The sequence below is a fragment of the Deferribacter desulfuricans SSM1 genome, assembly GCF_000010985.1.
Lineage (GTDB): Bacteria > Chrysiogenota > Deferribacteres > Deferribacterales > Deferribacteraceae > Deferribacter > Deferribacter desulfuricans.
The window spans coordinates 886,547-911,005 of the sequence record NC_013939.1; the positions used below are offsets into that span (position 1 = coordinate 886,547).

Genomic DNA, 24,459 nt, shown 5'->3' on the forward strand with positions numbered 1-24,459 from the left:
GTTTACCGAAAGTAATATCTTTTTAATAGTTATTTTGGAGGTTTATTATGGAAAGTTTAATAATGAGAATTCACGAAATTTATAATGATGAAAAAATATTAAATAATTTAAATGTAAAAAATGAAATAACCGATAAGTTAGAAAAGCTTTTTGATATATCAACTCCTGAGGCCAATCTTTTAGGATTTTTTATTGCTAAAAGTATAGATAACTCTGAGGGTGTTGCTATTAAGCAATATTGTAATAACCTTACAACTAAAAAATATTTAGAGATAATAGCTTTTATTATCAGTCTTGAAAATCAAAAAATAGTAACAACAAAACCTAATGAGCTTCACATATTTGACAATCAAAAGACAGTTTTAGACCCTAATGTAAAAGTTGAAGCGTATGTGTTAAAAAAGCTTTTAAAAGAGGATAAATTAGAAGAAAAAATTAAAATAGATGAACTAAAAGATGAAATTGAAATTTTAAATGTTTTGATTAAGCCAATAGCTGAGTTGGAACAATCTGAAGTTTCATTTACTATGTTAGCAAAGGAACTTCAAGGATTGATTAACAGATTACCTAAAACATCTTTAACTTATAGGATATTGTCAAGATATTCTTTTGAAGAACAATTTTTATTTTTATATTTAGTTTATTCTATCTTACAACCCTATTATTCACCAACAGAAATATTTAACAACTACATTTCGATTACTGCGAAAGAGACTAAAAAATATTTAAAATTTTTGTACAAGATTATAAATAGGGAATTACCAATTATTAAAGATAATATAATAATAATTGATAATGAGTATACAGATCTTTCTTCTTTGGATATAAATCTAAAGATAAATGATTTTATACTGGCAAGGCTCTTTGCCCAAAAAAATCATTTGTTTTTATCAAATACCTTGGAATTTAAAGAATATCAATTAAAAGAGAAAATAGTTTTTAATGAAAAAATTGAAAGAAATATCAAAATTATAAAACAAACTATTGTCGATGGTATTACGAAGAAAGTATTAATTCATGGTGAAAGTGGCACAGGTAAAACTACAGTGGCATATCATTTATCAACTCTTACAGGGAAAAAGTTAATATCAGTAAACTACAAGGATTTTTTGCCATATGCAAATAAAAATCATTCTTTTTTATTGAATAAAGTTTTTGATGTTTTTACTTCAGTAGAGTTAATTGAAAATGAGAAATTTATTTTATTTTTTGATGATATTGAACGGTTTCTATTTCCTGGTTCTAATTTTCTTTCTAACAAAATAACTTACGAATTTATTGAATATTTAAAAAATTTTTCTGGAATTTTAATTGTAACAACAAAAGAATTAGAAAAGTTACCGTTACATTTAAAAAATCAATTTGATGTTATTTTGAAAATGGAATTTCCAAATAAAACTACAATACAGAAAATTTTGCAGCACAATATACAGGATATTTCACTTGATGAAATCAAAAAATTATCAGAATATCCTTTAACTTATTATCAAGTAAATAATCTGGTATCTTACTACAAAAATTTTAAGTACTTTCCTTTAGAATTAATTATAGATGGGATTTTTTAATTTTATTGGCAGATGGAGAAAATTATGAAAAGGGATTTTATTCACCTTCATCTTCATACACAGTACTCGCTTCTTGATGGAGCAATCCATATCTCAGAACTTATGAAAAAATTGAAAGAACATGGTTCAAAAGCCGTAGCAATTACAGATCATGGAACTATGTACGGCATAGTTGATTTCTACACCCAAGCTCTGGCCAACGATATAAAACCTATCATCGGTTGTGAAGTTTACGTTGCTCCGGATTCCAGATTCAACAAAAATTACAGTAAAAAAGAGGATAAAAGCTACCATCTGGTACTGCTTGCCAAAAACAATGCAGGATTGAAGAATCTCCAGTATCTTGTCAGTCTCGGCCATATAGAAGGATTTTATTACAAACCAAGAATAGATAAAGAACTCCTTGCCAAATATTCTAAAGGATTAATTGGTTTATCAGCCTGTCTTGCAAGTGAGCCTGCACAGAAAGCTTTAACTGATGGTTATGCTGCCGCTAAAGAATCAGCTTTAGAATATTATGAGATTTTTGGTAAAGATAATTACTACCTTGAAATACAGGATAATAATATTCCAGAGCAGTATATTGTAAATACTATTTTCATGGAAATATCAAGAGAGACAGGGATTCCAATTGTTGCAACAAACAACTGTCACTTTTTAAACAAAGAAGATTATAGCTCACATCAGGTTCTGATGTGTATTCAATATCAGCAAACTTTAAACGACCCCAACAGAAGAGATTCTCACTCCTCAGAGCTTTTTGTTAAATCACCTGAGGAGATGTGGCAGGCTTTTGGAGAAATCGAAGAAGCATTAATCAACACTGTAAAAATAGCAGAGCGCTGCAATGTTTCAATGACCTTTGGAGAACTACATCTACCTGTTTATGACGTCCCAGAAGGATATACACTAAAAACCTATTTAGAACACATTGCCAAAGAAGGGCTTCATAAAAGATTAGCAAAAGTACCATTAGAACTGCATTCAAAATATTATCAAAGGTTAGAATACGAGCTTAAAATAATCCATGAAAAAGGGTATGATGGATATTATCTGATTGTCTGGGATTTTATCAACTTTGCCAGAAAAAATAAAATACCTGTTGGCCCAGGTAGAGGCTCTGGAGCTGGTTCTCTTGTAGCCTATGCAGTAGGTATCACAGATATTGACCCTATAAAATACAAACTCCTTTTTGAAAGATTCTTAAATCCTGAGCGTAAAAGTATGCCCGATTTTGACATCGATATTTGCATGAATAGAAGAGAAGAAGTGATAGATTATGTGAGAAACAAATATGGTCATGACAGAGTAGCACAGATTATCACTTTCGGTAAACTACTTGCAAGAGGTGTAATAAGAGATGTGGGAAGAGTTTTAGAAATCCCACTTAAAACTGTTGATAAAATAGCAAAAATGATTCCAGCAAAACCAGATCTCACGCTAAAAAAGGCATTGGAAATGGATCCAGAACTAAAACCAAATATCGAAAGTATAGAAAAAGGGAAAGAGTTATTAGAGCATGCGTTAAAGTTAGAAGGTTTACTTAGAAATGCAGGGATGCATGCTGCAGGTGTAGTAATCTCTGATAAACCATTAGTGGAGTATGTCCCTCTTTGTAAAGGTCAAAATGATGAAGTTGTCACCCAGTTTGAAAAAGATACTCTTGAGAAGGTAGGACTTGTTAAACTTGACTTTTTAGGATTGAAAAACCTTACAGTAATAGATTATGCCTCAAAACTCATCAGAAAATCAAAAGACCCAAATTTTGATATTTCAGCTATCCCTTTGGATGATAAAAAGACCTTTGAACTGCTATCAAGCGGTGAAACCACTGGAGTTTTCCAGCTTGAAAGTAGTGGAATGAAAAATCTTCTAAAAAAATTAAAACCTACGACATTTGAAGATATTATTGTGCTGGTTGCATTATACAGACCTGGTCCTATTGGAAGTGGGATTCTCGATGACTTTTTAAAAAGAAAGCATGGTCTGCAAGAAGTTACTTACCCACTACCAGAGTTAGAAGAGATACTAAAAGAAACCTACGGTATCATCGTTTATCAAGAGCAGGTTATGCAAATTGCTCAAATTGTCGCTGGATATTCACTGGGTAGCGCGGATTTACTTAGAAGAGCAATGGGTAAGAAGAAACCTGAAGAGATGGCTAAACACAGGAAAATTTTCCTTTATGGTGATGAGAAGCTAGGGATAGAGGGAGCTGTAAAAAGAGGATTTGATGAAAAGATAGCTTCAGAAATTTTTGATTTAATGGCAAAATTTGCTGAATACGGTTTTAACAAAAGTCACTCGGCAGCTTACGCCATGGTGAGTTATCAAACAGCTTATTTAAAGGCACACTACCCTGTGGAATATATGGCATCTATTATAACTCAAGAGTTTGAATTTAAATATAATTATAGAATAGAAGAATTAATTGCTGAATGTAACAACATGGGGATAACCGTATTGTTACCAGACATCAATAAATCTGAGAAAGATACTGTTGTAGAAAGAAATCTAATTAAAGTTGGTCTCAAGGCAATACATGATAACGATGAAATAATTGATAAAATTATTTTTGAAAGAAATAGGAATGGTGAGTTTAAAAATCTTAAAGATTTTTGCAAACGGATTGATTTAACAATAGTAAATAAAAATGCAATAAGCTCATTTATCAAATATGGTGCTATGGATTCCTTTGGTAAAAGTAGAAAACAATTATTACAGGTTTTGAATGATACAATAAAGTTATGTTTGCAAGAACAAAAGTGGAAAAAGACAGGAATAATTACAATTGAAAACCTCTTAAAAACGTCTGATAAATAAATATTGACAGGTACTATTCAGATATTCATTGATTAACTTCTGAGTTTCTAATCTAAAAGATCACAAAGGTGGACAAAAGTCCACCTTAATTTAACCAGAAAAATTTATCTTTATTTTCAAGGATAGATTTACCATAATCAGTTAACATAACTGAAAAACTGTTTCCTTTTTTACATAGCAAGTCGATCATATTAATTTTTTCAATATTGCCATCCTCTTTTTTTAAAACAAAAGCTTTATTCAAAGGTGAACTTACGTCGATTATATCATAAGGACTATTAGCTATTTCATATCTAAAGCTGAAAATATAATCACTATTACTACAAATTTCTGAAATTGATTTATTTTTAATTGTTTTTCGATATTTTATGTTAATCCTGTCTTTTAAAAATTTTAAAAAATCACTAACCTTTGCTTGTTTTTTAAACTGCGTATAAAAATCTTCAACAAAACTAATTATATCTTCATCTACTCCGTAATATTTATTAAAAAGGAGGATTTTATTTACAGTTTCTTTTTTTAGAAGTCCACTGGAGATTACTTCTTTACTATTATTTTCTAATAAAGAATTTATTCTTGAATAGATATTGTTATATAATGCTATATAATATTGATTCCTTGACATTCCACCTTCTACAGCCATTTTCAGAATAGTGGCATCAAAATCATACCCAAGATCTTCGCAGGTTTCCTTATACCCTTTTTTCATGTTAGCAATTAGTTCTTTTACAGTACTAGCAGGTTCAAGGTTTTTTGATACTTTTTCAATTTTACTTATCCATTTTTCAAGATTTTCTTGAGAAAATGGCATCGCTTTACCATTCCCTTTACTTCCTGATGAACATGCAAGAACAACAAAAATGAGTAGATAGAAAATTATTTTCTTCATTTTTACCTCCTTCATAGTTTATTCTAAAACGATGAAACGTAATTCTTCTTGCTGAAATTCACTTAAAATCTGCTTTAAGCTTTTTAGTTTTATATTGTTAATTTTTAGAAATCTTCGAATTAGTTCATATTCTCTTTCTGAATAGAAATATTGAAAAATATTCATATAAAATGCTGGGATATATTCTTTTTCAAAATAAAATTCCAATTCTGTTAATTGGCCTTTAGAGTTTGTGTGAAAAATAAACAGACCTATATTTGCATTTACAATTAAATTTTCATTTGATGGGAAAACATCGGTTGTATCATTTTCTTGAAAGAGATATATTGTTCCGTCAAATAGCCCACTTTTAAGATTTTTATTCAAATAAACTTTGGATATATCTTTAATAAAATAAGTGTTAATTATTTGCCCAATTTTTGATGCTGTTAATTTAAGGTTCGTGTAATTAAATAAGAAGTTGAGAAAGTTACAAAATTCTTTGAATTTCATTAAAGGTACCATACCTAACAACCTCATGTGATCTTTTCAATAGATTAAAACATGCAACCGACAATAATTGTCGCTATAATTTAAATAAAAAAATGGTGTTATAGAATTTCAAGATGAAAAGATTTATTATTCAATTCCTAAAATCACAAAAGTAGTCAGGTTACACCTTTTTTTCTTATTTCTTGCAAATTTTCATGTAAACATGACCCAGTTTTTCATTAATTATGAAATACAAAATCTTTCTGAACAATATTCTGGTTTGTCATTGACAAAAGCTCTCATAAAAAGTGGGATGTAAGTTTTTATACTTGCATTTTTCTACTAATATAGTAGAATATCGCAAATGCAAAGAATAGATAATAAGAACTTTAACCTAAATAATTTTCTATTAACTTTACTATCCAAAGGTAGATACTGTTTTACCTTAAATGAAATTAGAAATATAAGTAAATTATCTGATAAAGCTATTCATCAGGCACTTTACAGAGCAAAAAAAAGTAATAAAATTGCTCAAATCAGACAAGAGTTTTATGTAATAATCCCCCCAGAGTTCTATGATAGAAAAATGATACCACCTTATCTATTCATAGACGATATGATGAAATTTCTGAATAAAACATATTATGTATCCATGTTTTCTGCTGCATCAATGCTTGGAGCAGGACACCAGCAACCAATGCTTTTTCAGCTGATAATCGAACCACCAGCTTTAAGAAATATAAAAAAAGAACATTTAGAGATCCATTTTTTTATAAAAAAGCAAATTGATATTAATTACATTGTTAAGAAAAAAACTAAAGCCGGTTATATAAACGTTTCATCTGTAGAGCTAACCATTTTAGACCTTATTTTATACCATCATAGAATAGGAGGAATCGGTAGGAACTTACCTATTCTTGAAGAATTATTGGAAGATGCAGATGTTGAGAAGATTCATGAAATAGCAATTAGACATAATCTCAAGACCAGTTTTCAAAGGCTGGGTTTCATTTCTGATGTTTTACTGGGATATAAAGAAGTCTCCGATTTCATTTATAAGCACTTAAATAAAACCAAGAAAATACCTCTGTCGCTATTACATCCGGCAAAAGGCAAATTGGATAAAAAATGGAAAATTATTGTTAATACCGAGGTAGAGTTATGATACCAACGAGATATATACTTGAATGGAAAGAATTTGCTCCATGGGTTGATAACTCACTAATCGAGCAAGATTTAATTATACATCGTACCATTATAGAATTATTTTCCAATAAATTTCTAAAATCAAAATTGGCTTTTAGGGGTGGTACTGCTTTCAGTTTTAGGATATAAGGAAAGGAAATTAAAATTGTCTAATGGATGGTGTAACAAATCAGCTATAGTAAATACTTTTTGCCTGGAAGAGTTACTTGCAACAAAGTTGAGGGCATTATATCAAAGAAAAAAGGGAAGAGATTTATTTGACTTGTATTATGTTTTGAAGAATAGAGAGGTTGATGTAGAAAAGGTAATATTCTGCTTTAAAAAATATATGGAACATGACGGTAACAATATTACAAAGAAAGATTTCATGAAAAATTTGGATGAGAAATTAAACGATGCTGATTTCATTGGTGACATTTACGCATTACTTGTGCCGAATATTCAATATAACAATTTAGAAGCATATCTTTATATGTTAATGCTAATATAAAATATAACAGTTATGCGTAGTGCCCCGTCAACCTCCTCAACAAGACGTCCCTGTTTGGCGCATTGCTTCTGCAATTAAAGATAGTGCACGTGTAAGGTCTGTTACCAACTTCTTTACCTTTTCACGATTTGATAAGTTATATAGTTGAAAACGTTGCAAAGCCTTGTTGAAGTTTGAACCTTTACGGTGAGCGGCACCAGTTGATCGGATTGTCTGTATAGCATGCATAGCATACATAATTTGTTTCCTAATGTCTTCCGTAACCCCTATCTCTTTCAGATAGATTCCAAGTAGTTCAATAGATCCCCTAATCGAACTTCCATCAATCTTTTGACCACTCTCACGGGAGAGAAGATTAACGTTTAGTGAATCTACTGTAACTTTTGCTAATGCTTGCACTTGCTCATCGAACTCTTTCCATTCCTCGGTTAAGGGCAAATGTAGTGTTTCATAAGCATGTCTGTCCTTTTCATCAAGTCCCTGGAATAAGTCCTCACCGTATCTTGCTCTTGCTTCTCTTTGAACTTCCTCAAAGGCAACACGGAAATAGTAAATAGGGTCATCTGTTGGGTCAGCAAATTCCGCCATAAAATCGCGGAGCCAACGGTGTCTGGTGATCGTCCCCCTTGGAGGAACATTGAATTGACGCCAATGTAATTGCTCTTTATATGGAATGCGACCTAAATCTCCAAGCCAAACTTGGACAAGTTCCTCCCCCGTAATATCTATGGGAAGATGCCAAAGGTCAAGACAACCTACGCCTGAATTACCAACCCTATAGCGACTTGGTTCTTGGTAGTATTTAACTAGGACTTCTCGCTTAAAGAATACTGGTGTAAGAAAATGAGGGGTTCCACGATCAGTAAAATAGTTGCTAAGTTCCTTCTCATTACACGTCGACTCAATATCTTTACCTTGTTCATTACGATCTATGATAAAAGTAGCGAACTTTTTTTCTCTCTCCCCAGTAGCAAACCATGTATGGCGCTTGTCTGGTTCGGAATAGGGAAATACCACATCTTTGCCAAGAAGACGTGATGCACTCTTATAATTATTCCAAGGAATGTCAGTACGAAGCCAAAGTTCAAAGCTCGATGATTTATCACATAGGGTGTAGCTTGCAAACTGTCCCCCGATATGTTCACTGATGTCTTCCAAAGCTCGTCTACGATGATCATGATAGCGGACTAGGTAGCATTGATTTGCCGCTAAGTAATCTTTCAGATGATGAACATCGACTAAAACTAAACGGTTATCATTCTCTTGCTTAATCCGGACTATTGGTTGTATGTCTCCATCATCGTCAATACGATAATATTCGCCTTTTTCAGGTACAAAGAACGCTTCATGGTATAGAATAAAATTCTGCACCAATTCAAAAGTATTCGGAACAAAGTCGTGAAAATAACGATAAATTATAAAGGGCCTAAATTCGATGCCATCAATTTCAGTACTCATTCCTGAATCATAATGGGCTACTTTCTCATCCCCATGGCTATAAAAGTAAGGTTTTCCGAATTCTAGGTCGATATCCCAATCGGGCTTTGACAATAGTCTCTCAAGGTTACCCTTAGCCGCAGAGGCAAGTGCACTGAAGGTAAATAAGTTCGTAGCTCTTTCTTGCCATGAACGAGCAACAACAATCCAATCTTTAGCTTCGTTTTCTTTCTTTGCAAACCAGTCTTCAAAAGCCAAAAAGGATAAGACATTCCGCATTGCTGGCTGATCGGTAAACTCGCGGATGACACTTGGAATTCTATTATCCATATTCATGATTTTTACCCTCCTATTATTGAGGGCATTACGCATAACGGTTTGCGGATAAACGAAGTTGCCGAAGGCAATTTTGGAAAATCTATGATTTCCCTTTTATCCGCTGTTATCTGCTGTTGCGGCGACTTCTTCATTAGGTGTCTCATTTGTTTTATACTTGAGCCAATATTCCACAATAGGCCACAAGTCAAAGCCTATTCTTATGGAGAATGGTTGTATCATTCTGCGTGCCTGCGATAATGCTAGCTGCTCAACTATCTTTGGAATATCCTCTTGAATTTGTTTGGGACCTTCCAAATATTGTATTCTAATAGGATACTCCCGTCGGTGAGTTTCTTCTTCAAAAAATTTCTTGGCGTCAGTGGAAACCTTGTCCATAGTTGCAATTATCCCGCTAACCCCTCCATATCGGGTTGTCCTATAAACAAAAGGATATGCATCCCCCAATCCAAACTCTCTATCTTTGAGCTCAAAGAAAAGACGAGAGTCAAAATCCTCCACCATGATATCAAGTTCCTCACCACTTGCTTCCAATCCCCATTTAATACATTCTTCCTTTACCCCCGATTTCTTCAGAAGTTCTGTAACCCAAATGGACATCCATAAGCTCCCGTCAAGTAATTTTTTGCCTCTTTCTGAAAGGGTATAGATTACTTGTAAGTTTTCTTCAGGAAATGATCGACCACAAATACTACAACGCAGGGAAGCCATGGGGTCCGTAGTAAGATGTTTTTTAGAAGGAACAACACAAATAGTGTGCTGATCTTGTTTACATGTTAACAAATATTCTTCTGTTATCAAACCTAAAGAGAGAAGGCGTTCAAGAATGTCTGATTTCGCGAGTTCGACAGCATCCTTACTCGTCATTTTTCCTACTTGGGCTAACCTTAACATAAATCGTCTTATATCAGTATTCACTAAAAGCTCGGCTGCCTTAATATCTTCAAGGCTGTAATTTGGCGTAGTGCCTTTAAGTTCCTCCTCATGCTCAGATTCTTCTTCTTCAAAAAACTCTTCAAAAGGAAAATAACGGCGCCTAACATACATTGAAAAGCGGAATTTCGGAATTTTCCAATTAAACTTCATTCCCCTGACCCTTCTACCATCAAATCGAGATTTGATACCATCTTCAACGTCTGCACAAAACTTTCGCAAAGCTTCTTCTTGTTTCCTATATCCAATAACAGAAGCCTGTAGGGTATCTTGCCCCAGTGGGTTTACGAGATAAACAAACTCATTCGCGAAAAATAGATCACCCAAGATTTCACTAAATTCTGGTCTCCTAAACCGATACATGGGGGAAGTCTGAATAATTACCTTTGTAATTAGTTGTTCGCCAGGTTCTGGCAATTTAGCTAAGCTTAACACACCTGTAAACATGCCGCGTATTACCGGCAGATAACCTTTATCTCTTAGATGCGTTAAAAGGCTTTCCATTTCGGTTTGTTCACGGACACTTGCGTTTGCTACAAAGGTAATAACACGGAGCATATTATCCCTCCTTATTTGTATAGTACTCTATCTCATTAATGTATTGCAACGTCAAAGCCGCAATGGCAGATAACTCGTTCATATCCGAACTATTCGGATATACTACCAATTTTGGAAGATATGCAAACTGTTCGCATATACATCCCTCTAGACGAATATTATTTTTTCCTCCTTTGATGGTCATGTTTCACCTCCTGTAAATTTTCATGTAAAAATGACCCGGTTTTTATAAAAACTGACCCACCCTGAGATAAAATAATCTGAGTATCAAACATTATTTATACGTTTTAACGTTCCAAAGTTCTTAAGTTTCAACGTTTTCCCATTCAAATGAAACAATATTGCGATTTTTTTTGCTAAATTCTATGCCTATCAAGTAAATATCTGAATATCTGTTCTCATACTTTTCAAAATATCTCTTTTCTTTTATCTGTTTTAATGCTTTATTTTCCGCATCCTCATCAACCACTTTAAACTCAATTATGTAAACTTTCCCATTATGTATTATCGTTACGTCTATTTTTCCCCTGTTGGTGACATCTTCTGCTATCGTATATAATCCAGCACCATTAAATAACGCATAAACTACAGATGCATAAAAACCCTCATACTCTTCCAAATCATTCTTCCTATACCAATCATGAGATATCGATGAAAAAAAACTAACTAAACTCTTTTTCAATTTCTCTATATCTCCAACACGCAAAGCTTCCTCTAAAACTGTCTCCGTATCTTCTTTTATGTCCAACGTAGATAAAACATCTATTAAAAAGAAATTATTTAAACTCATCTTCACTTCTAAATTGGGATACGACAATACATACTTCGTCTTAAAACCTGAACTAACTGTACCCTTTATGGTTAAATACCCTGTCTGAAAAAGTATGTTCTCAGGTCTTATAAATCCCACATCCAAATTGGATAATATTTCATCACTTGCCCTTAAAGATTCTAATTTCGGTAGATAAAATTTATTATCCAATAACAGTTTTATCAAAAAGGTAGGTGTACCTGTCTCAAACCAGTAAGGTCTAAAACTCTTTTTATCAAACAAAAGTAAAATATCAAATGGATTGTAAACCTTCTCTCCAAGCCAGCTATAACCATTGTACCACTCTTTAACTTCTTTTCTGTCAAAATCTTTTATCCTATCTGCAAAAACACTCTCCAAATCTGATTGTGTATAGCCACAAATTGTGGCAAATCTTTCATCCAATGTGATATCATTCAATTGATTCAATCCACTAAATATCGATACCTTGGAAAACCTCGATACACCGGTCAAAAATACAATCTTTAAATAAGGGTCTGCATCCTTTAATACAGATTCAAAATCTTTCAATATCTCCCGGTTCTCCTTCGCAACCTCTATATCATCTATCCTATCCAGTATTGGCTTGTCATACTCATCAACAAGTACAACAACCTTTTCATCATATTTTGCTGCAAGATTTTCTATCAACTCTTTAAACTTCAGACTTATAATATCCTCTGTCAACGATATATCATAGTCCCTCGAAATCTTATCAAGATATGAATTTATGATTTTGATTAATTTATCGGCATTGTTTATAACTCCACTGCCGAAACTGATTTTTATTACCGGGTACTTTCTATCCCAATCCCAATTGTCATAAAGGTAAAGACCTTTGAATAATTCTCTATTTCCGCTAAAAGCCTCTTTCAATGTATCAAGAAAAAGGGATTTACCAAATCTGCGTGGACGACTGAGGAAGAAATATTTACCTACTCCGACCAATCTTTCAACAAAATGCGTTTTATCCACGTAATAATAATTTTCCGTTCTGATTTCTTTAAAACTCTGTATACCTATCGGCAACTTCTTCATCTAAATTTCTCCTCACTTACCACTATACCACTCACTACTCAATTACTTACAACTATACCACTCTACCACTCCCCTCATGTCTAAATTATACCTTACAAACCGAAATTTGCAAATAGATAATCCTTTCATAAACTACCAAAAAGAACTAAAACATTTTAAAGTACATTTCAATCTAACATAATCTTCAAATTTTTCCGGGTGCTGGACTTAGACATAGGAAGTACTTAAAGTGTCCGAATAGAGCGATACTGGCAAAGTGCTTATTCTTCCGTAAAGATTATAGATTCAATGATGTCTAAGATTTTTTCCATTTTACTGTCGGATAGCTTTTGTACAAATTGTACATTTCTTGCTTTAAAATCTATACTTCTCATTTGATCCACCATTGCAGCGCCATTTATTTTACCTTCCTCAATGATAACATGGGTTGGATAATTTTTAATTTTTGAAGTAATCGGTATCACAAAACTCATCCCTGTCTTTAAATTAAAATAAGAATGGCTGACCACAACAGCATATCTCTTTCCCTTTTGTTCATGCCCCAAAGTAGGATTAAAATCAAGGTGAACGATATCACCTTTTTCAGGAACATATCTTTTTACCATACTTCTTTTCCTTGAGGTTTTTGCCAGTCATATTCTTCAGTTTTGTAATCTTTGTCTTTTTCAAAAAGATCATAAATATTGATTTTAGGTTTTTTAATGGATTTTACTGGTTTGAGAATTAAATTGTTACCTTTTATTTCAATTTCAATTACATCTCCCACATCAAGCCCGATTTTTCTTAGATATCTTTTAGGTATTCTGATTCCTTGAGAATTTCCCCATTTTTGGATTATTGCCATATCATTACCTCTTTTTTATATATTGTATATACATAGTATATACTTAAATTTCTGGTTTTACAAGTAAAAGTATGTGATTATATTCTTCAATTAAATCAATAATCATTTTCACCCTGATTTTACTTTAAAACAACAAAAAATGCTTTTCTTTTTATTTTTACCACCATTGAATTTACTACATTAAAATTGTACCCTAATAATGACTTTATTCATTTTTATCAATGGATTTAAGCATTGGTTCAAACAAACTTTTTTTAAAGCTATCTATTTTATTATCAAATTTAGCCTGAGCTATCTTAACATAATTATTGGTAATATCAGGTTTACTATGATTCATATACTCTTGAATTTCTTTTTGGTAAAAATCTTTACTTAAAGCCAATAAAGTAGCTACCGTATGCCTAAAAACATACATTGTAACATTTTTATCAATTCCAGCATTTTTTGCCGCAGTTTTTAATGCTTTTGAGTTATTTCTTGTTTTAAACAATTGATCTGTTATATTATTTTTTGTAATGTATTCTCTTATTTCGTTTAAAGTAAATTCTGTAATCGGTTTAGAATCCAGTTTGTCACCAGTTTTACTTATTGTTGTTGTTATAATCTTATTTACAAAATCAATGTCTTTAACCGTTAATTTATTAATATCACCTCTACGCCATCCTGTCTCAATTGCTATGAGTGTTTTGAGATATACTTCTTCAGCCCCAGACAGCTTTAAGGATGCAATCAGCTTATGTATTTCATCTTCTTCTAAGAAAATGATACGAGGTTTATATTTATTTGACATTTTAATATTATCATAAACATGAGTATATAATTTTTCTTCTATGTAATTGTGCGTTTTTGCATTGTTTAAAAATGAGCGAATTACGTTAATATATTTATCAATAGTGTTCTTTGCCAACTGCTTTTTTCTCGGTTGATAAGATATATGATTTTTAATTAAAGTTATAAAGAAATTTTTATTGGAAGCATTTATAGGCTCTGAAACAAAAAATTCATTATTGATACGCCTGATGTTTAACAACTTTTCAAGTAATGATTCTTTATTTTTTCTTTCAATTTTAAACTCATAATTTTCTATAAAAGATAAGAAATCATCTATATCACTTTCCTTGAGTTCAGACATTAATAAATTTAATTTGTTTTTATACTTTACAGTAAGTAGATAATAGACAAAATGAGTTAACCTATAAAGATCAATATAATCGCCAGTTGGTTTTATAAGTGGAGCATGTTGAAAAAAGAAATCTATTAAAGTTATCTGCTGCTTTTCCTTCTTGTTTCTAAGTAGGTGGTTAATTTCTTTTAAAATTTGTTCACGTTTTACTTTAGTTTTTATATCAGAATAGTATATGTTGTACTCGCGAGATACGTTTAAAAACTTTTTATTGTTTTTAATATAAACTTTATCATTTAATACACTATTACAGTTAGGGCAGAATATCTGACCACTTTTTTTGCTTAATTTAACATTTTCTAAGACTACATATTTTTTGCATTTGGTACATCTAAGGTAAAATGTTTTAATCTCTCTTATCCCGCGCATATGGAAAATTTATATTCCTTCATTATAAAAGTCAATGAAAAAGTGATACTCTTAGTGATACTCTTATTTATGCAATAACGTATAAACAAGCTCATTTTTAATATATAATTAAAAACTTTAACATCGTAACATATTGCTATTTATTATTATTTACAACAAGATAGCATCTTTTGCAAAATAGCTAAAGGCCAGCAAACAGGATTCCTAATCCTGGTGTCAGAGGTTCGAGTCCTCTCGGGGGCGTTTTTATTTTACTTGTTTAACAAATAATTACTAATTTGTGTTTTTTATGTTCTGACAATTTTCTGACAGTTGTATGTCAAACTTAGGTCTTTGTTTCTCCGATTTTATATATTTAGCATACCTTTTAAATGTGAAGGAAAACCAAAACAGCAATCATATGTTGCTATTATTATAGCTAAGAAATTAGGTTGGAAGGCAGCAGTAACTGATAGTAAAGATAAAGAATTATTATTAAACTTATTGGAGTATAGTTTAAAATATGGTGTAAAAATAGAGTTAAATGAGGAGCAACAGGTAATTGTAGGTGTAACATTTTATGAAGATTATTTAAATGATTTTGAAAACCAATATAACCAAAAAGAAAATGACAAAAGTAATAAGAAAAAATCAAAACAAAATACAAAAAATAATAGATTAATAGAGGCAGATTTATGATATAATTTTGTAAAAGTAAGTAAATAATTTTAAAAATATAGGTATTGATAAACATTTACAAATATGTTAAAATATAAAATATTATAAAAATGATAAAATTAAATATGAATGAATTAAAAGTTTAAAAATATAAATTGGAATTTGTTACCCTGCTCGAAGGGATTGCGACCGACTGACACTTTCGTGCCAGCGAATCACGTATCACGGTTAACGTATCACGTGAAAACTTTTATTGAAACTTTTCTACTTCTTAATTAATTTTGTAATATGAAAATTGAGGAAATGGATGTTTATAAACTTTCTCACGATTTGACTAAAAGAATATATGAATTACAAAAAAAATTTCCTAAAGAAGAAATTTATGGTTTAGTTGCACAACTTCGAAGAAGTAGCTCATCTATAGTAGCAAATTTAATAGAAGGGAATTATAGATTTAGCAAAAAAGAGTTTAAACATTTTATAAGTATTTCGAGGGGTTCATGTGCAGAGTTACGATATTTAATTTTTTTGAGTTATGAGTTGGGTTATCTAAATGAGGATGAGTATCAGACTCTGTTAAGGGTGTGTGAACGAATAATATCAATGTTAACAAAGCTGTATAACTCTTTTTGAGACGTAACCTGTAAACCGTGTTACGTGAGGCGTTGACAGAGTCAGTTACCCTGTTCGAATGGATTGAGACCTTTATTTTGTTTTTAAGTTTTGTATACATCCGTCTAGTATGATTAATACAAATTTTATTTCATTTGATTATGGTAGTGTATAAGAAGTATATGAAAAAATTTATAGGTTAAATGAAAAAATTGCTTAACTTAGTGTCTACAAAAACATAGTGCAACTAATTTTGTGTAAATATTAAAAAGAGATAGATCTACTATTGTTTACAAAACCAATAAAAACCGAAAAAGTAGATTTCCTAATTAATAGTTATTATTTAGCTGAATTAAAAAAATATTTAAGTTTGTAATATTTAAAATTATTTTTATTTTACTTTTCCTAAAGGGAAGGATTGGCCTGTTGGGGAGGCTACCGGATATTGGGATCGTTTGAATATTTTATCTGCAAGAGTGGGAACTTCACTGTCCACATAGGTTGCAAGTTCAAGAGTTTTTATAAATCCATCTTTATCTAAATCAGCTTTCCCTTTAAGTCCTTCGGCAAGTACATAGGTAAATAGCCCGTGTCCCTGATATCCTTCAAGAGCTTCCTGCAAAGAAGTGGAGGCAGAAATTATCGTAGAACCTACAGCTTTTGAAAGTATCTTTACTGCAGTCTCTTCGCTCATACCACGGGTAAGTATTGCCATCTGAAGTGCTTCACCAAGTTTTCCCGCATTGCAGGTATCTATCACTATCATCTTCTTCGTTGATGGCACATTGGCTATAAGTTCTTTTAGTTCTGTTTGTGTAAGGGCATCTTTTTTTAATCTGAAAGTGCTAAGTGAACCGACATTGCTTGTTATAAGAAAATACTCCCCATCATCTACAGTACCGTGGCTTGCTACATAAAAGACAAAGACATCATCTGGATTGAGATGCTTATAGCTTTTAAGAGTCTTTTTTATGTATTCTTTAGTTGTTTTTTCTTTTGTTGTGAGAAGTTTTACCTCTACCTTTTCAAACAGAGGCTTTGCAACCTGACTGATTGTTTCGGCAAAAAGATTTGCATCTGCCACTGCGTATTTGAGTGTAAGCTTTGGATTTTTGTATTCATTTATCCCTATGACAACTGCATAAATAGAAGGCTTTTTAATGCTTATACTAGCCAATACAGTATGTATAGCAGGGTTGCTCTGCATAGTGTTGTCACCGTTAAAGGCAACAGCCTTGATAATATTTTCGCCATTTAAAAGTTTTACTGTATAGGTTTTAAAGATAGTTTTTTCACCAGCCTTTGGTGTAATCTTTATTCCCCTTGCACTGTCAACAATAACTGCAGTATCATTTAAATAAAGCCTTATATCACCAATGCCTCCGCCTGTGTCTGTTATTTTTAATGTAACAGTTATTTCATCTTTATCAGTCTTTGAAGGTGTATCTATAATCTCCACATCAGGAGGTGTGCCTGCATCTGCAAGGGTTTTGTATCCCTCAAGGGATTTACCAGAAAGGGCAAGCCTGACAAGGTCTGGTCTATAAAAAGCCTCACGGTAGTTTTCAATACCATAGACCTTATTGCCAATACGAACATTTAGATATTTATCACCATTAGGAGAGGCATTATAGTAACCTTCAGGGGTAATCACTATCCATTCACCATCTACGAAGGATAAAAACTGAGCAATTATTTTCTTTGTTTTAATATCTATTAGTTTTATATAACCATTAAATGTTTTCTGGGCCTCATATTTGCCAGTTACTGACTCTCCATATCCTCTTGTTATTAATAAATTCCCTTCTTCATCAAAAGATTCTTTAGGTGCAAATTTTTTAAAGTCTTTGATTTTTGTAAGTTGTTTAGCATTTTTAAGATCCCAAACTAAAAACTTCCATTTTTCATCTTCCAATCTATATACTGCAATTAAGTAGTTATTAAACTTTTTAGAAAGTGCATAAGGCATTAAATGTAGAGACCTATATTTTTTTACTTGTCGTTTAAGTGTTATATCTATTAAGCTAATATCTCCTTTTTTATCGCCAGTTAACAAGTAATCTTCCCAAAATGCTGCTGTAGTAAGCTGCACATCTTGAAGCTTTATTACTTTTTCAAGACTAAATGTTCTGTATATGGTGCCTGAGGAAGTTATAAAGTATTTCATATCTGGCGAAACTGATATAATCTTATCATTTAAAACCATTTCATTTATTTTAGCACCACTCTTTATTTCAACTAAACTTAAACTTTGATGCTTTTCATTTCCCATTAAGATAAATTTTCCATTAGATGCTATTATTTTCTTATCTGCTCCAATTTTTTTTATGCTATATTTTTGTATAATTCTTCCACTAAATAAATTCACAACATAGATATTGAGATTTGTTTGTATTATTAAGTAAGAGTTATCTGAAGAGATAATAATATAAAAAGGTGTTTCATATTTTTGTTTTCTATCGAAGAATGACTTTTTCCATATTGAGTTACCTGTTGTTGCTTCAATTAACTCGAAGAGCCAGGGCTCATTTTCTCGATTTATAAATACTGCGAATCTGCCATCATTTGAAACTGCGATATTTTGTAGATTGTCATATTTATAATATATTATTTTACTTTCTCTGATATCTAATGATGATATATCTAAAAAACTGTTGTAATTATATAAAGGACCAAAATTATTGTTCATCATCTCATCAATAAATTCTGCCAAAAGTATTGTGTTTGTACCTGGATAGACAGAAATTTTATTGGGTCTTATATTTTTATTTAGTTTGATTGTTTTGACCTTTTTGCCAGTTGACAAATCGTATAAACTAATCCCTTCATAATTTGAAACGATTAGAATTTTGCCATCATTAGATAGTGTTGCGGCTTTCACCCCATTAATATTTTTTATGGTTTGAATTAATTTTTCCGACTGAACATTCCATACCTTTAGTGAAAAATCCATATCTGCAGCAGAAATTATATACCTACCGTCGTATGAAAAATTTAAATAAGTAATTGGTGCACTATGTCCCAACTGAACAAAAACCTCTGGTTTTTCGATGGCATAAAGATTAACTGTTAAGCCTGATAATAAAAATATTATTATAACTATTCTCATCGTTATATTAACTCTATTCATTTGATTCTAATTTTTACTTTTTCTTCTGCAAATTCTCCAGCCTTAGTATTTTTTTTGCTTATTATCTTGATCCCACGTGTTTTTTCCCCTATTTCTTTTGATGAAGATTTTACGAAATAAACACCACCAACTTTTTTTAGATTAATATCTCCCAATTTTTCTGTACTTGCATAGACTATTATTTCTTCATCACCAAATGGTGGGGTAACTTCTAGTTCAAATCTATCAGGGCCTGATGGTATTTCATAGATTACTCCACCTTGGAAATAATTATTTGTTCTATATGGGTTAGGCAATAGTTGTATTAAACTTCCATCGGATTGTTTGTATAAGATTCTTGCATAAAAAGGTTTATTTCCTTTTATATAAAGTTTTATTTTTTCCCCTTCTTTATATACCTTTTTATCAGTCCATACTGAAACTTTTAAAGGAGCAGTAGGTTCATCAAAAACAACTTTTTGAGATATTTTTTTCATAGCTTCTTTATCTGGCATTATTTCTGCTTTTACATTTACTTTATAACAATCACCAATTCGTGGTGGGTTGTGATCCCATATCCCATTTGATTCTATTATCCTAACTTTTGCATTTGAGTAAGCATTTATAATATCTTTTTGGAGTTTGCCGTTTTTTATCTTTGTTTCAGATTGAATATAAGTACTAGCTTGCTCAATTGCATTCCTTTTAGCATCTTCAAGAGCAATTTTTTCTGTCTGACGCTTTGTTCTGTCTTCTCCAAGACAAGCATAACCATTGGAATCTACTATTATAGATTGTAAAGCATACGATGGTTTAATTGATGATATTATTAGGATAATAAATATAATTAAAAGATTTCTTAATTTGATATGCATAAGATTTTTATCTCCATTTTTTCTTTTATTATATCATAAATAGGTTTGGAATGCTAATGATTGAATAAAAATTTTTCATAAATGAAGCCCATATTATCAAATGAAGACAATATATTTATGCATTATTTATTAATAACAAACAATACTTTTAACTTACTATTTTTACTTTTACAATTATAATTTAGGGATATTATGCTTATTTGACTAGCAGATTCAAAAATTATGTCCTATGTAGTATAGAAAATAGTGTTCTTTAGATACTTATGTTAGTATTCAATATTTTTTCATAATTTAATATCATAGTCTCATAAAATTCTTCTTGTTTTTATAGTTGACAAACTTTTTAAAAAAACTACATTAAGTAGAAACAAACCGACTGGTCGGTATTAGGGGTTTAATATGGTGAAAACAGAAAAAAATACAAAAGAGCTTATTTTAGAAAAAACCATTGAGATGATTCATTTAAAAGGTGTTCAGGACACAAGCATAAATGAATTATGTCAAGTAACAGGTATATCAAAAGGTGGGATATTCTTTTATTTTAAGAATAAACAAGAATTAGTTATGGAAGCGCTGAAATATTATGAGAATAAATTTTTAAAATTTATAGAAGATAATTTAGTGGGAGATACTGCGTTTGATAAATTGTATAGTCTCTTTAATCAAATTATTTTGTTACATCATTCAAGGAACTTTAAAGGTGGATGCGTCTTAGGTAATAGTGCGTTGGAATTGGCTGATAAAGATGAAGATGTATCAGAAGTGTTAAAAGGAATTTTTTATAAATGGAGTAAGACAATTTCTAATATTTTGAGTGAAGGGGTTAAAAAAGGGGAAATAAGTGATGAAATAGACTCTGATTCTTTAGCATTTTCCATTATTTCAGCTGTAGAAGGTGGTATCATGCTATCAAAACTAAATAAAAATTCATATTATTTAATAAATGCAATAAAACTAGTTGTAAACCAACTGGAATCAATAAGGAGGCAGTAATGACATTAAAAGAGATAATTGAGAATTTTAAAAAAGAAAGACTCTCACAACTTCCAGATAATGTGAAGGTTATCATGATGAAAGCTACAGAGGATCTTATTAATAGTGGGATAGAAGAGCAGTTGCCTAAGGTAGGAGAGAAAATATTTGACTTTACTCTTCCAAATTATGATGGAAAAGAGGTTAGACTTGGTGAGTTGCTTGAAGATGGGCCTGTTGTATTGAATTTTTATAGAGGTGGCTGGTGTCCATATTGTAATCTTCAGCTAAATTATCTACAAAGCAGATTAGATGATTTCAAAAAGTATGGAACTGTCCTTGTGGCTGTTTTACCTGAGTTGCCTAACATGGCAGCATCTACAGTTGATAGACATTCGATAAAGTTTTATGTTTTGTTAGATATGGATAATAAGGTTGCAAAAAGGTTGGGGCTTGTGTTTAAACTGCCTGATGAAGTTGTATCCATTTATAAAAAGTTGGGACATGATTTAGAAAAGTATAATGGGAATGATAAATATGAAATACCAGTACCAGCAACATTTGTAATAGATAAAGACTTTACAATTAGATATTCATTTGGAAAAGCTGATTACACTCAAAGGGCAGAGCCAGATGACATCATAGAAGTATTAAAAACATTGCAGTAAATAAATATAGAGATTGCATCAATTTTGCTAACAAATTTAGTTTTGTGAATTTTGTAAAGTGAAAGTTTTGAAGCAATCTCTTTTTTACTACTAAAAAATTATTATTGTGAGGTATCTATGAGATCTTCTAAAATAATTGCTTTTGATATTTATGGAACATTAATTGACACAAAAGGAATTTTTAATCAAATATTAAGATTGGTCAAAGATGAAGAGCTAGCTCTAAATGTAGTTGATATGTGGAGACAGAAACAACTTGAGTATTCTTTTAGAAGAGGTTTAATGAGAAATTATGTGGATTTTTCAATATGTACTAAGCAGGCTCTTGAGTATGTAATAAAGTATTACAATCTTGATTTATCAGAAGTTGAAATTAAAAACTTATTAGATATTTACAAAGAATTACCTGTCTTTTCTGATGTAAAGATATCATTAGATAAAATAAAAGAAAACAACATAAGAATGTATGCCTTTTCCAATGGAAAGCCTGATGATTTGGTGGAGTTATTGAAATTTAATGGGATAATTAATTATTTTGATGATATTATAAGTGTTGATCCAGTAAAAAGTTTTAAGCCTGATCCAGCTGTTTATTTGTATCTATTGAGAAAAACTAATGGTTATCATGCAAATGTATATATGGTTCCTCAAACCCTTTTGATGTAATAGGGGCTAAAAATGCTGGGTTATTTTCTGTCTGGGTAAATAGAGATAAGAAAGGTGTTTGTGATCCTTGGGAAATAGAGCCAGATTTTAAGATATCCTGCATGAATAAGCTCATAGATGTTATATTGTGAGATCTTTATTATAATTGACAGCTCATAAGATGTATTTAAAAAATAATAAAAATCAAGTAATAACGGCACAAAAATTAGGTATTTCAAGAAATACTTTAAGAAAAATATTAAGTTTTAGTAAAAACAGTTAGCAGTTATGAATATTCTCATAACTGCTAATAATACAAACAATTATTATTCGGCACAGCATGAAAGCTTTGAAACATCTTTGATGAAAGTTTGTGCACATAATTTTATTGATTCAGAAAGGGTGGGATAAACGTCAGTCATTTTGATAACATCGTTTATAGTAAGCCCATATTTTACTAAAAATACTGCTTTGTGGATTATATCAGCTGCATCAAAACCACAAATATGAATACCTAAAATCCTTTTATTTTTTTTATCAACTACTATTTTCACTGTTCCATTAACTTTTTTCATTGCTTGAGCTCTTGGAACCATATCAAAATATAAAACTCTATATTCTGCGTCAATTTTCTTTTCTAAAGCTTGTTTGAACGTTAAACCAACACTTGAAATTTCAGGTTCTGTAAAAATAGCATGTGGAATGGATAAATAATCAACTTTTCTTTTATTGCCTAAAATTGCGTTTTCACCAGCTATTCCACCTTCTAAAGCTGCAGTAGTAACCAACATTAATCCACCAATACAATCACCTGCAGCATATATTTTTTGGTTTGTTGTTTGCATGAATCTATTAACTTTAATAAAACCTCTTTCATCAGTTTCAACATTTACATTTTTTAATTCTAATTTATCCGTATTAGGTTTTCTACCTGTTGCAAGCAATAGGTCAGTTCCTCTAATACTATTTTTTACTCCATTTATTTCTACTTCTATTTCTATTTCATCATTTGTCCTATAAATATTAATGACCTTAGCAGAGGTATAAATATTCATCCCTTCTTTTTGTAAAGCATCTTTTAAAACTGATCGAATTTCTGGCTCTTCGTTAAACGCAATATCAGACAATGCTTCGATAATTGTAACTTTAGAACCAAATCTCAGAAAAATTTGTCCAAGTTCTAATCCAACTGCACTACCACCAATAATTAATAAGTGCTTTGGTAAATAATTAATGTTTAAAATTTCATTATTTGTCATATAGTTAATGTTATCTAATCCTTTTATAGGAGGGATTAAAGGTCTTGCTCCTGATGCTATTACAACTTTATTATATGTTAGTTTCTCATTATTTATTTTTATAACTCCATCAGATATAAACTCAGCAACACCTTTTTTGTATTCAATAGATTTGTAAGAATCCAAAACATTCCAATATTTCTCTTTTCTTAACTCATCTAACAATTTGTTCTTTTCATTAATAATAAGTTCTAGATCCAATCTTTTTTGTAACAACTCAATACCTTTAAAAGGGTTTGATTTTGGTGTAAAATAAGTTTTTGCTATATCGATTAGGTGCTTGGTGGGGACGCAGCCTCTATTTAAACAAGTTCCTCCTATAACGTCATTCTCTATGATTAGTGCTTTACCACCCAATTCAGATACTTTTATAGCAGCAGCAAAACCAGCTGAACCTCCCCCTACAATTATAAGATCGTATACATGATCTTTAGAAATATAAACATCTTTTTCAATGCTTATTTTTTCAGCCTTATATCCTGCTTTTTCAATAACTTTAATAATTTTATTAACATCACTATTCCCTTCAATTTCAGCATATCCTTGTGGAAAATAAATATTTACTTTTTCAACATCTTCAAGACCTTCAACTGCTTTTTTAATAGTTTTAGCACAATGTTGACAAGTCATACCAATTATTCTCAATCTAATCATGGTTTATTACCTCCTT

The 24,459-nt window shown here is 31.1% G+C and carries 21 protein-coding genes; 10 read left to right on the forward strand and 11 right to left on the reverse strand.

Translation table 11 applies throughout. The annotated features are described in order from the left end of the window. Positions 1 to 47 precede the first annotated feature (47 nt). Positions 48 to 1,565 carry an AAA family ATPase gene (locus DEFDS_RS04465; protein ID WP_013007610.1) on the forward strand — a complete coding sequence of 506 codons (1,518 nt, stop codon included), beginning with the start codon at positions 48 to 50 and terminating at the stop codon, positions 1,563 to 1,565. Positions 1,566 to 1,589: 24 nt separating this feature from the next. Beyond that, on the forward strand, positions 1,590 to 4,388 hold the full coding sequence (locus tag DEFDS_RS04470) for a DNA polymerase III subunit alpha (RefSeq protein WP_013007611.1): 2,799 nt from the start codon (positions 1,590 to 1,592) through the stop codon (positions 4,386 to 4,388). Positions 4,389 to 4,473: 85 nt separating this feature from the next. On the opposite strand, the gene DEFDS_RS04475 is transcribed toward DEFDS_RS04470, so the two are convergent. Next, complete coding sequence (locus tag DEFDS_RS04475; protein ID WP_013007612.1) at positions 4,474 to 5,277, reverse strand: hypothetical protein; 804 nt, start codon at positions 5,275 to 5,277, stop codon at positions 4,474 to 4,476. An 18-nt stretch (positions 5,278 to 5,295) separates the two neighbouring features. Continuing rightward, complete coding sequence (locus DEFDS_RS04480; RefSeq protein ID WP_013007613.1) at positions 5,296 to 5,781, reverse strand: hypothetical protein; 486 nt, start codon at positions 5,779 to 5,781, stop codon at positions 5,296 to 5,298. 331 nt (positions 5,782 to 6,112) lie between these two features. Here DEFDS_RS04480 and DEFDS_RS04485 point away from each other — a divergent pair, with 331 nt between their 5' ends. From DEFDS_RS04485 to DEFDS_RS13170, 3 genes are read left to right on the forward strand one after another with little or no spacing between them, the layout of a single operon-like run. After that, a complete protein-coding gene (locus DEFDS_RS04485; RefSeq protein WP_013007614.1) occupies positions 6,113 to 6,913 on the forward strand; it encodes a type IV toxin-antitoxin system AbiEi family antitoxin domain-containing protein in 801 nt (266 codons plus the stop codon). Then, positions 6,910 to 7,083 carry a hypothetical protein gene (locus DEFDS_RS13165; RefSeq protein ID WP_197530231.1) on the forward strand — a complete coding sequence of 58 codons (174 nt, stop codon included), beginning with the start codon at positions 6,910 to 6,912 and terminating at the stop codon, positions 7,081 to 7,083. Before DEFDS_RS04485 ends, DEFDS_RS13165 begins: the two co-directional genes overlap by 4 nt. 16 nt (positions 7,084 to 7,099) lie before the next feature. Further along, on the forward strand, positions 7,100 to 7,444 hold the full coding sequence (locus DEFDS_RS13170; protein WP_050742505.1) for a nucleotidyl transferase AbiEii/AbiGii toxin family protein: 345 nt from the start codon (positions 7,100 to 7,102) through the stop codon (positions 7,442 to 7,444). Between the two features lie 36 nt (positions 7,445 to 7,480). Here the strand turns inward: DEFDS_RS13170 and DEFDS_RS04495 are convergent, their stop codons facing one another. The 6 genes from DEFDS_RS04495 to DEFDS_RS04525 form a co-directional block, all read right to left on the reverse strand. Beyond that, complete coding sequence (locus DEFDS_RS04495; RefSeq protein WP_153801466.1) at positions 7,481 to 9,211, reverse strand: hypothetical protein; 1,731 nt, start codon at positions 9,209 to 9,211, stop codon at positions 7,481 to 7,483. A gap of 102 nt (positions 9,212 to 9,313) precedes the next feature. Next, the gene (locus DEFDS_RS04500) at positions 9,314 to 10,708 is read right to left on the reverse strand and encodes a hypothetical protein (RefSeq protein WP_013007616.1); all 1,395 of its coding nucleotides are present in this window, start codon (positions 10,706 to 10,708) and stop codon (positions 9,314 to 9,316) included. A 304-nt stretch (positions 10,709 to 11,012) separates the two neighbouring features. Continuing rightward, positions 11,013 to 12,557, reverse strand: coding sequence for an ATP-binding protein (locus DEFDS_RS04510; RefSeq protein WP_013007618.1), 1,545 nt, complete (start codon positions 12,555 to 12,557; stop codon positions 11,013 to 11,015). A 260-nt stretch (positions 12,558 to 12,817) separates the two neighbouring features. Continuing rightward, positions 12,818 to 13,162: a type II toxin-antitoxin system PemK/MazF family toxin gene (locus DEFDS_RS04515; RefSeq protein ID WP_013007619.1), complete on the reverse strand. Its 345-nt coding sequence runs from the start codon at positions 13,160 to 13,162 to the stop codon at positions 12,818 to 12,820. Beyond that, on the reverse strand, positions 13,156 to 13,401 hold the full coding sequence (locus DEFDS_RS04520; RefSeq protein WP_013007620.1) for an AbrB/MazE/SpoVT family DNA-binding domain-containing protein: 246 nt from the start codon (positions 13,399 to 13,401) through the stop codon (positions 13,156 to 13,158). Before DEFDS_RS04520 ends, DEFDS_RS04515 begins: the two co-directional genes overlap by 7 nt. A 205-nt stretch (positions 13,402 to 13,606) precedes the next feature. Next, positions 13,607 to 14,953: a tyrosine-type recombinase/integrase gene (locus tag DEFDS_RS04525; protein WP_013007621.1), complete on the reverse strand. Its 1,347-nt coding sequence runs from the start codon at positions 14,951 to 14,953 to the stop codon at positions 13,607 to 13,609. 312 nt (positions 14,954 to 15,265) lie between these two features. On the opposite strand from DEFDS_RS04525, the gene DEFDS_RS04535 reads away from it, so the two are divergent. Both DEFDS_RS04535 and DEFDS_RS04540 read left to right on the forward strand, forming a co-directional pair. Continuing rightward, a complete protein-coding gene (locus DEFDS_RS04535) occupies positions 15,266 to 15,631 on the forward strand; it encodes a hypothetical protein (RefSeq protein WP_161595877.1) in 366 nt (121 codons plus the stop codon). A gap of 267 nt (positions 15,632 to 15,898) precedes the next feature. Next, positions 15,899 to 16,243 (forward strand): four helix bundle protein, encoded by a 345-nt coding sequence (locus DEFDS_RS04540; protein WP_041223616.1) that lies wholly within the window; start codon positions 15,899 to 15,901, stop codon positions 16,241 to 16,243. A 370-nt stretch (positions 16,244 to 16,613) separates the two neighbouring features. On the opposite strand, the gene DEFDS_RS12580 is transcribed toward DEFDS_RS04540, so the two are convergent. Next, positions 16,614 to 19,331 carry a caspase family protein gene (locus tag DEFDS_RS12580; protein WP_013007624.1) on the reverse strand — a complete coding sequence of 906 codons (2,718 nt, stop codon included), beginning with the start codon at positions 19,329 to 19,331 and terminating at the stop codon, positions 16,614 to 16,616. A gap of 17 nt (positions 19,332 to 19,348) precedes the next feature. Continuing rightward, positions 19,349 to 20,206, reverse strand: coding sequence for a DUF4384 domain-containing protein (locus DEFDS_RS04550; RefSeq protein WP_013007625.1), 858 nt, complete (start codon positions 20,204 to 20,206; stop codon positions 19,349 to 19,351). 399 nt (positions 20,207 to 20,605) lie between these two features. On the opposite strand from DEFDS_RS04550, the gene DEFDS_RS04555 reads away from it, so the two are divergent. The 3 genes from DEFDS_RS04555 (at position 20,606) to DEFDS_RS04565 (ending at position 22,512) form a co-directional block, all read left to right on the forward strand. Continuing rightward, positions 20,606 to 21,199 carry a TetR/AcrR family transcriptional regulator gene (locus tag DEFDS_RS04555; protein WP_013007626.1) on the forward strand — a complete coding sequence of 198 codons (594 nt, stop codon included), beginning with the start codon at positions 20,606 to 20,608 and terminating at the stop codon, positions 21,197 to 21,199. Next, complete coding sequence (locus tag DEFDS_RS04560; RefSeq protein WP_013007627.1) at positions 21,199 to 21,846, forward strand: peroxiredoxin-like family protein; 648 nt, start codon at positions 21,199 to 21,201, stop codon at positions 21,844 to 21,846. Before DEFDS_RS04555 ends, DEFDS_RS04560 begins: the two co-directional genes overlap by 1 nt. A gap of 117 nt (positions 21,847 to 21,963) precedes the next feature. Next, positions 21,964 to 22,512, forward strand: a complete 549-nt coding sequence (locus DEFDS_RS04565; protein ID WP_013007628.1) for a haloacid dehalogenase type II — start codon at positions 21,964 to 21,966, stop codon at positions 22,510 to 22,512. Positions 22,513 to 22,817: 305 nt separating this feature from the next. On the opposite strand, the gene merA is transcribed toward DEFDS_RS04565, so the two are convergent. Beyond that, positions 22,818 to 24,443 (reverse strand): mercury(II) reductase, encoded by a 1,626-nt coding sequence (gene merA / locus DEFDS_RS04570; RefSeq protein ID WP_013007629.1) that lies wholly within the window; start codon positions 24,441 to 24,443, stop codon positions 22,818 to 22,820. Positions 24,444 to 24,459: the final 16 nt, after the last annotated feature.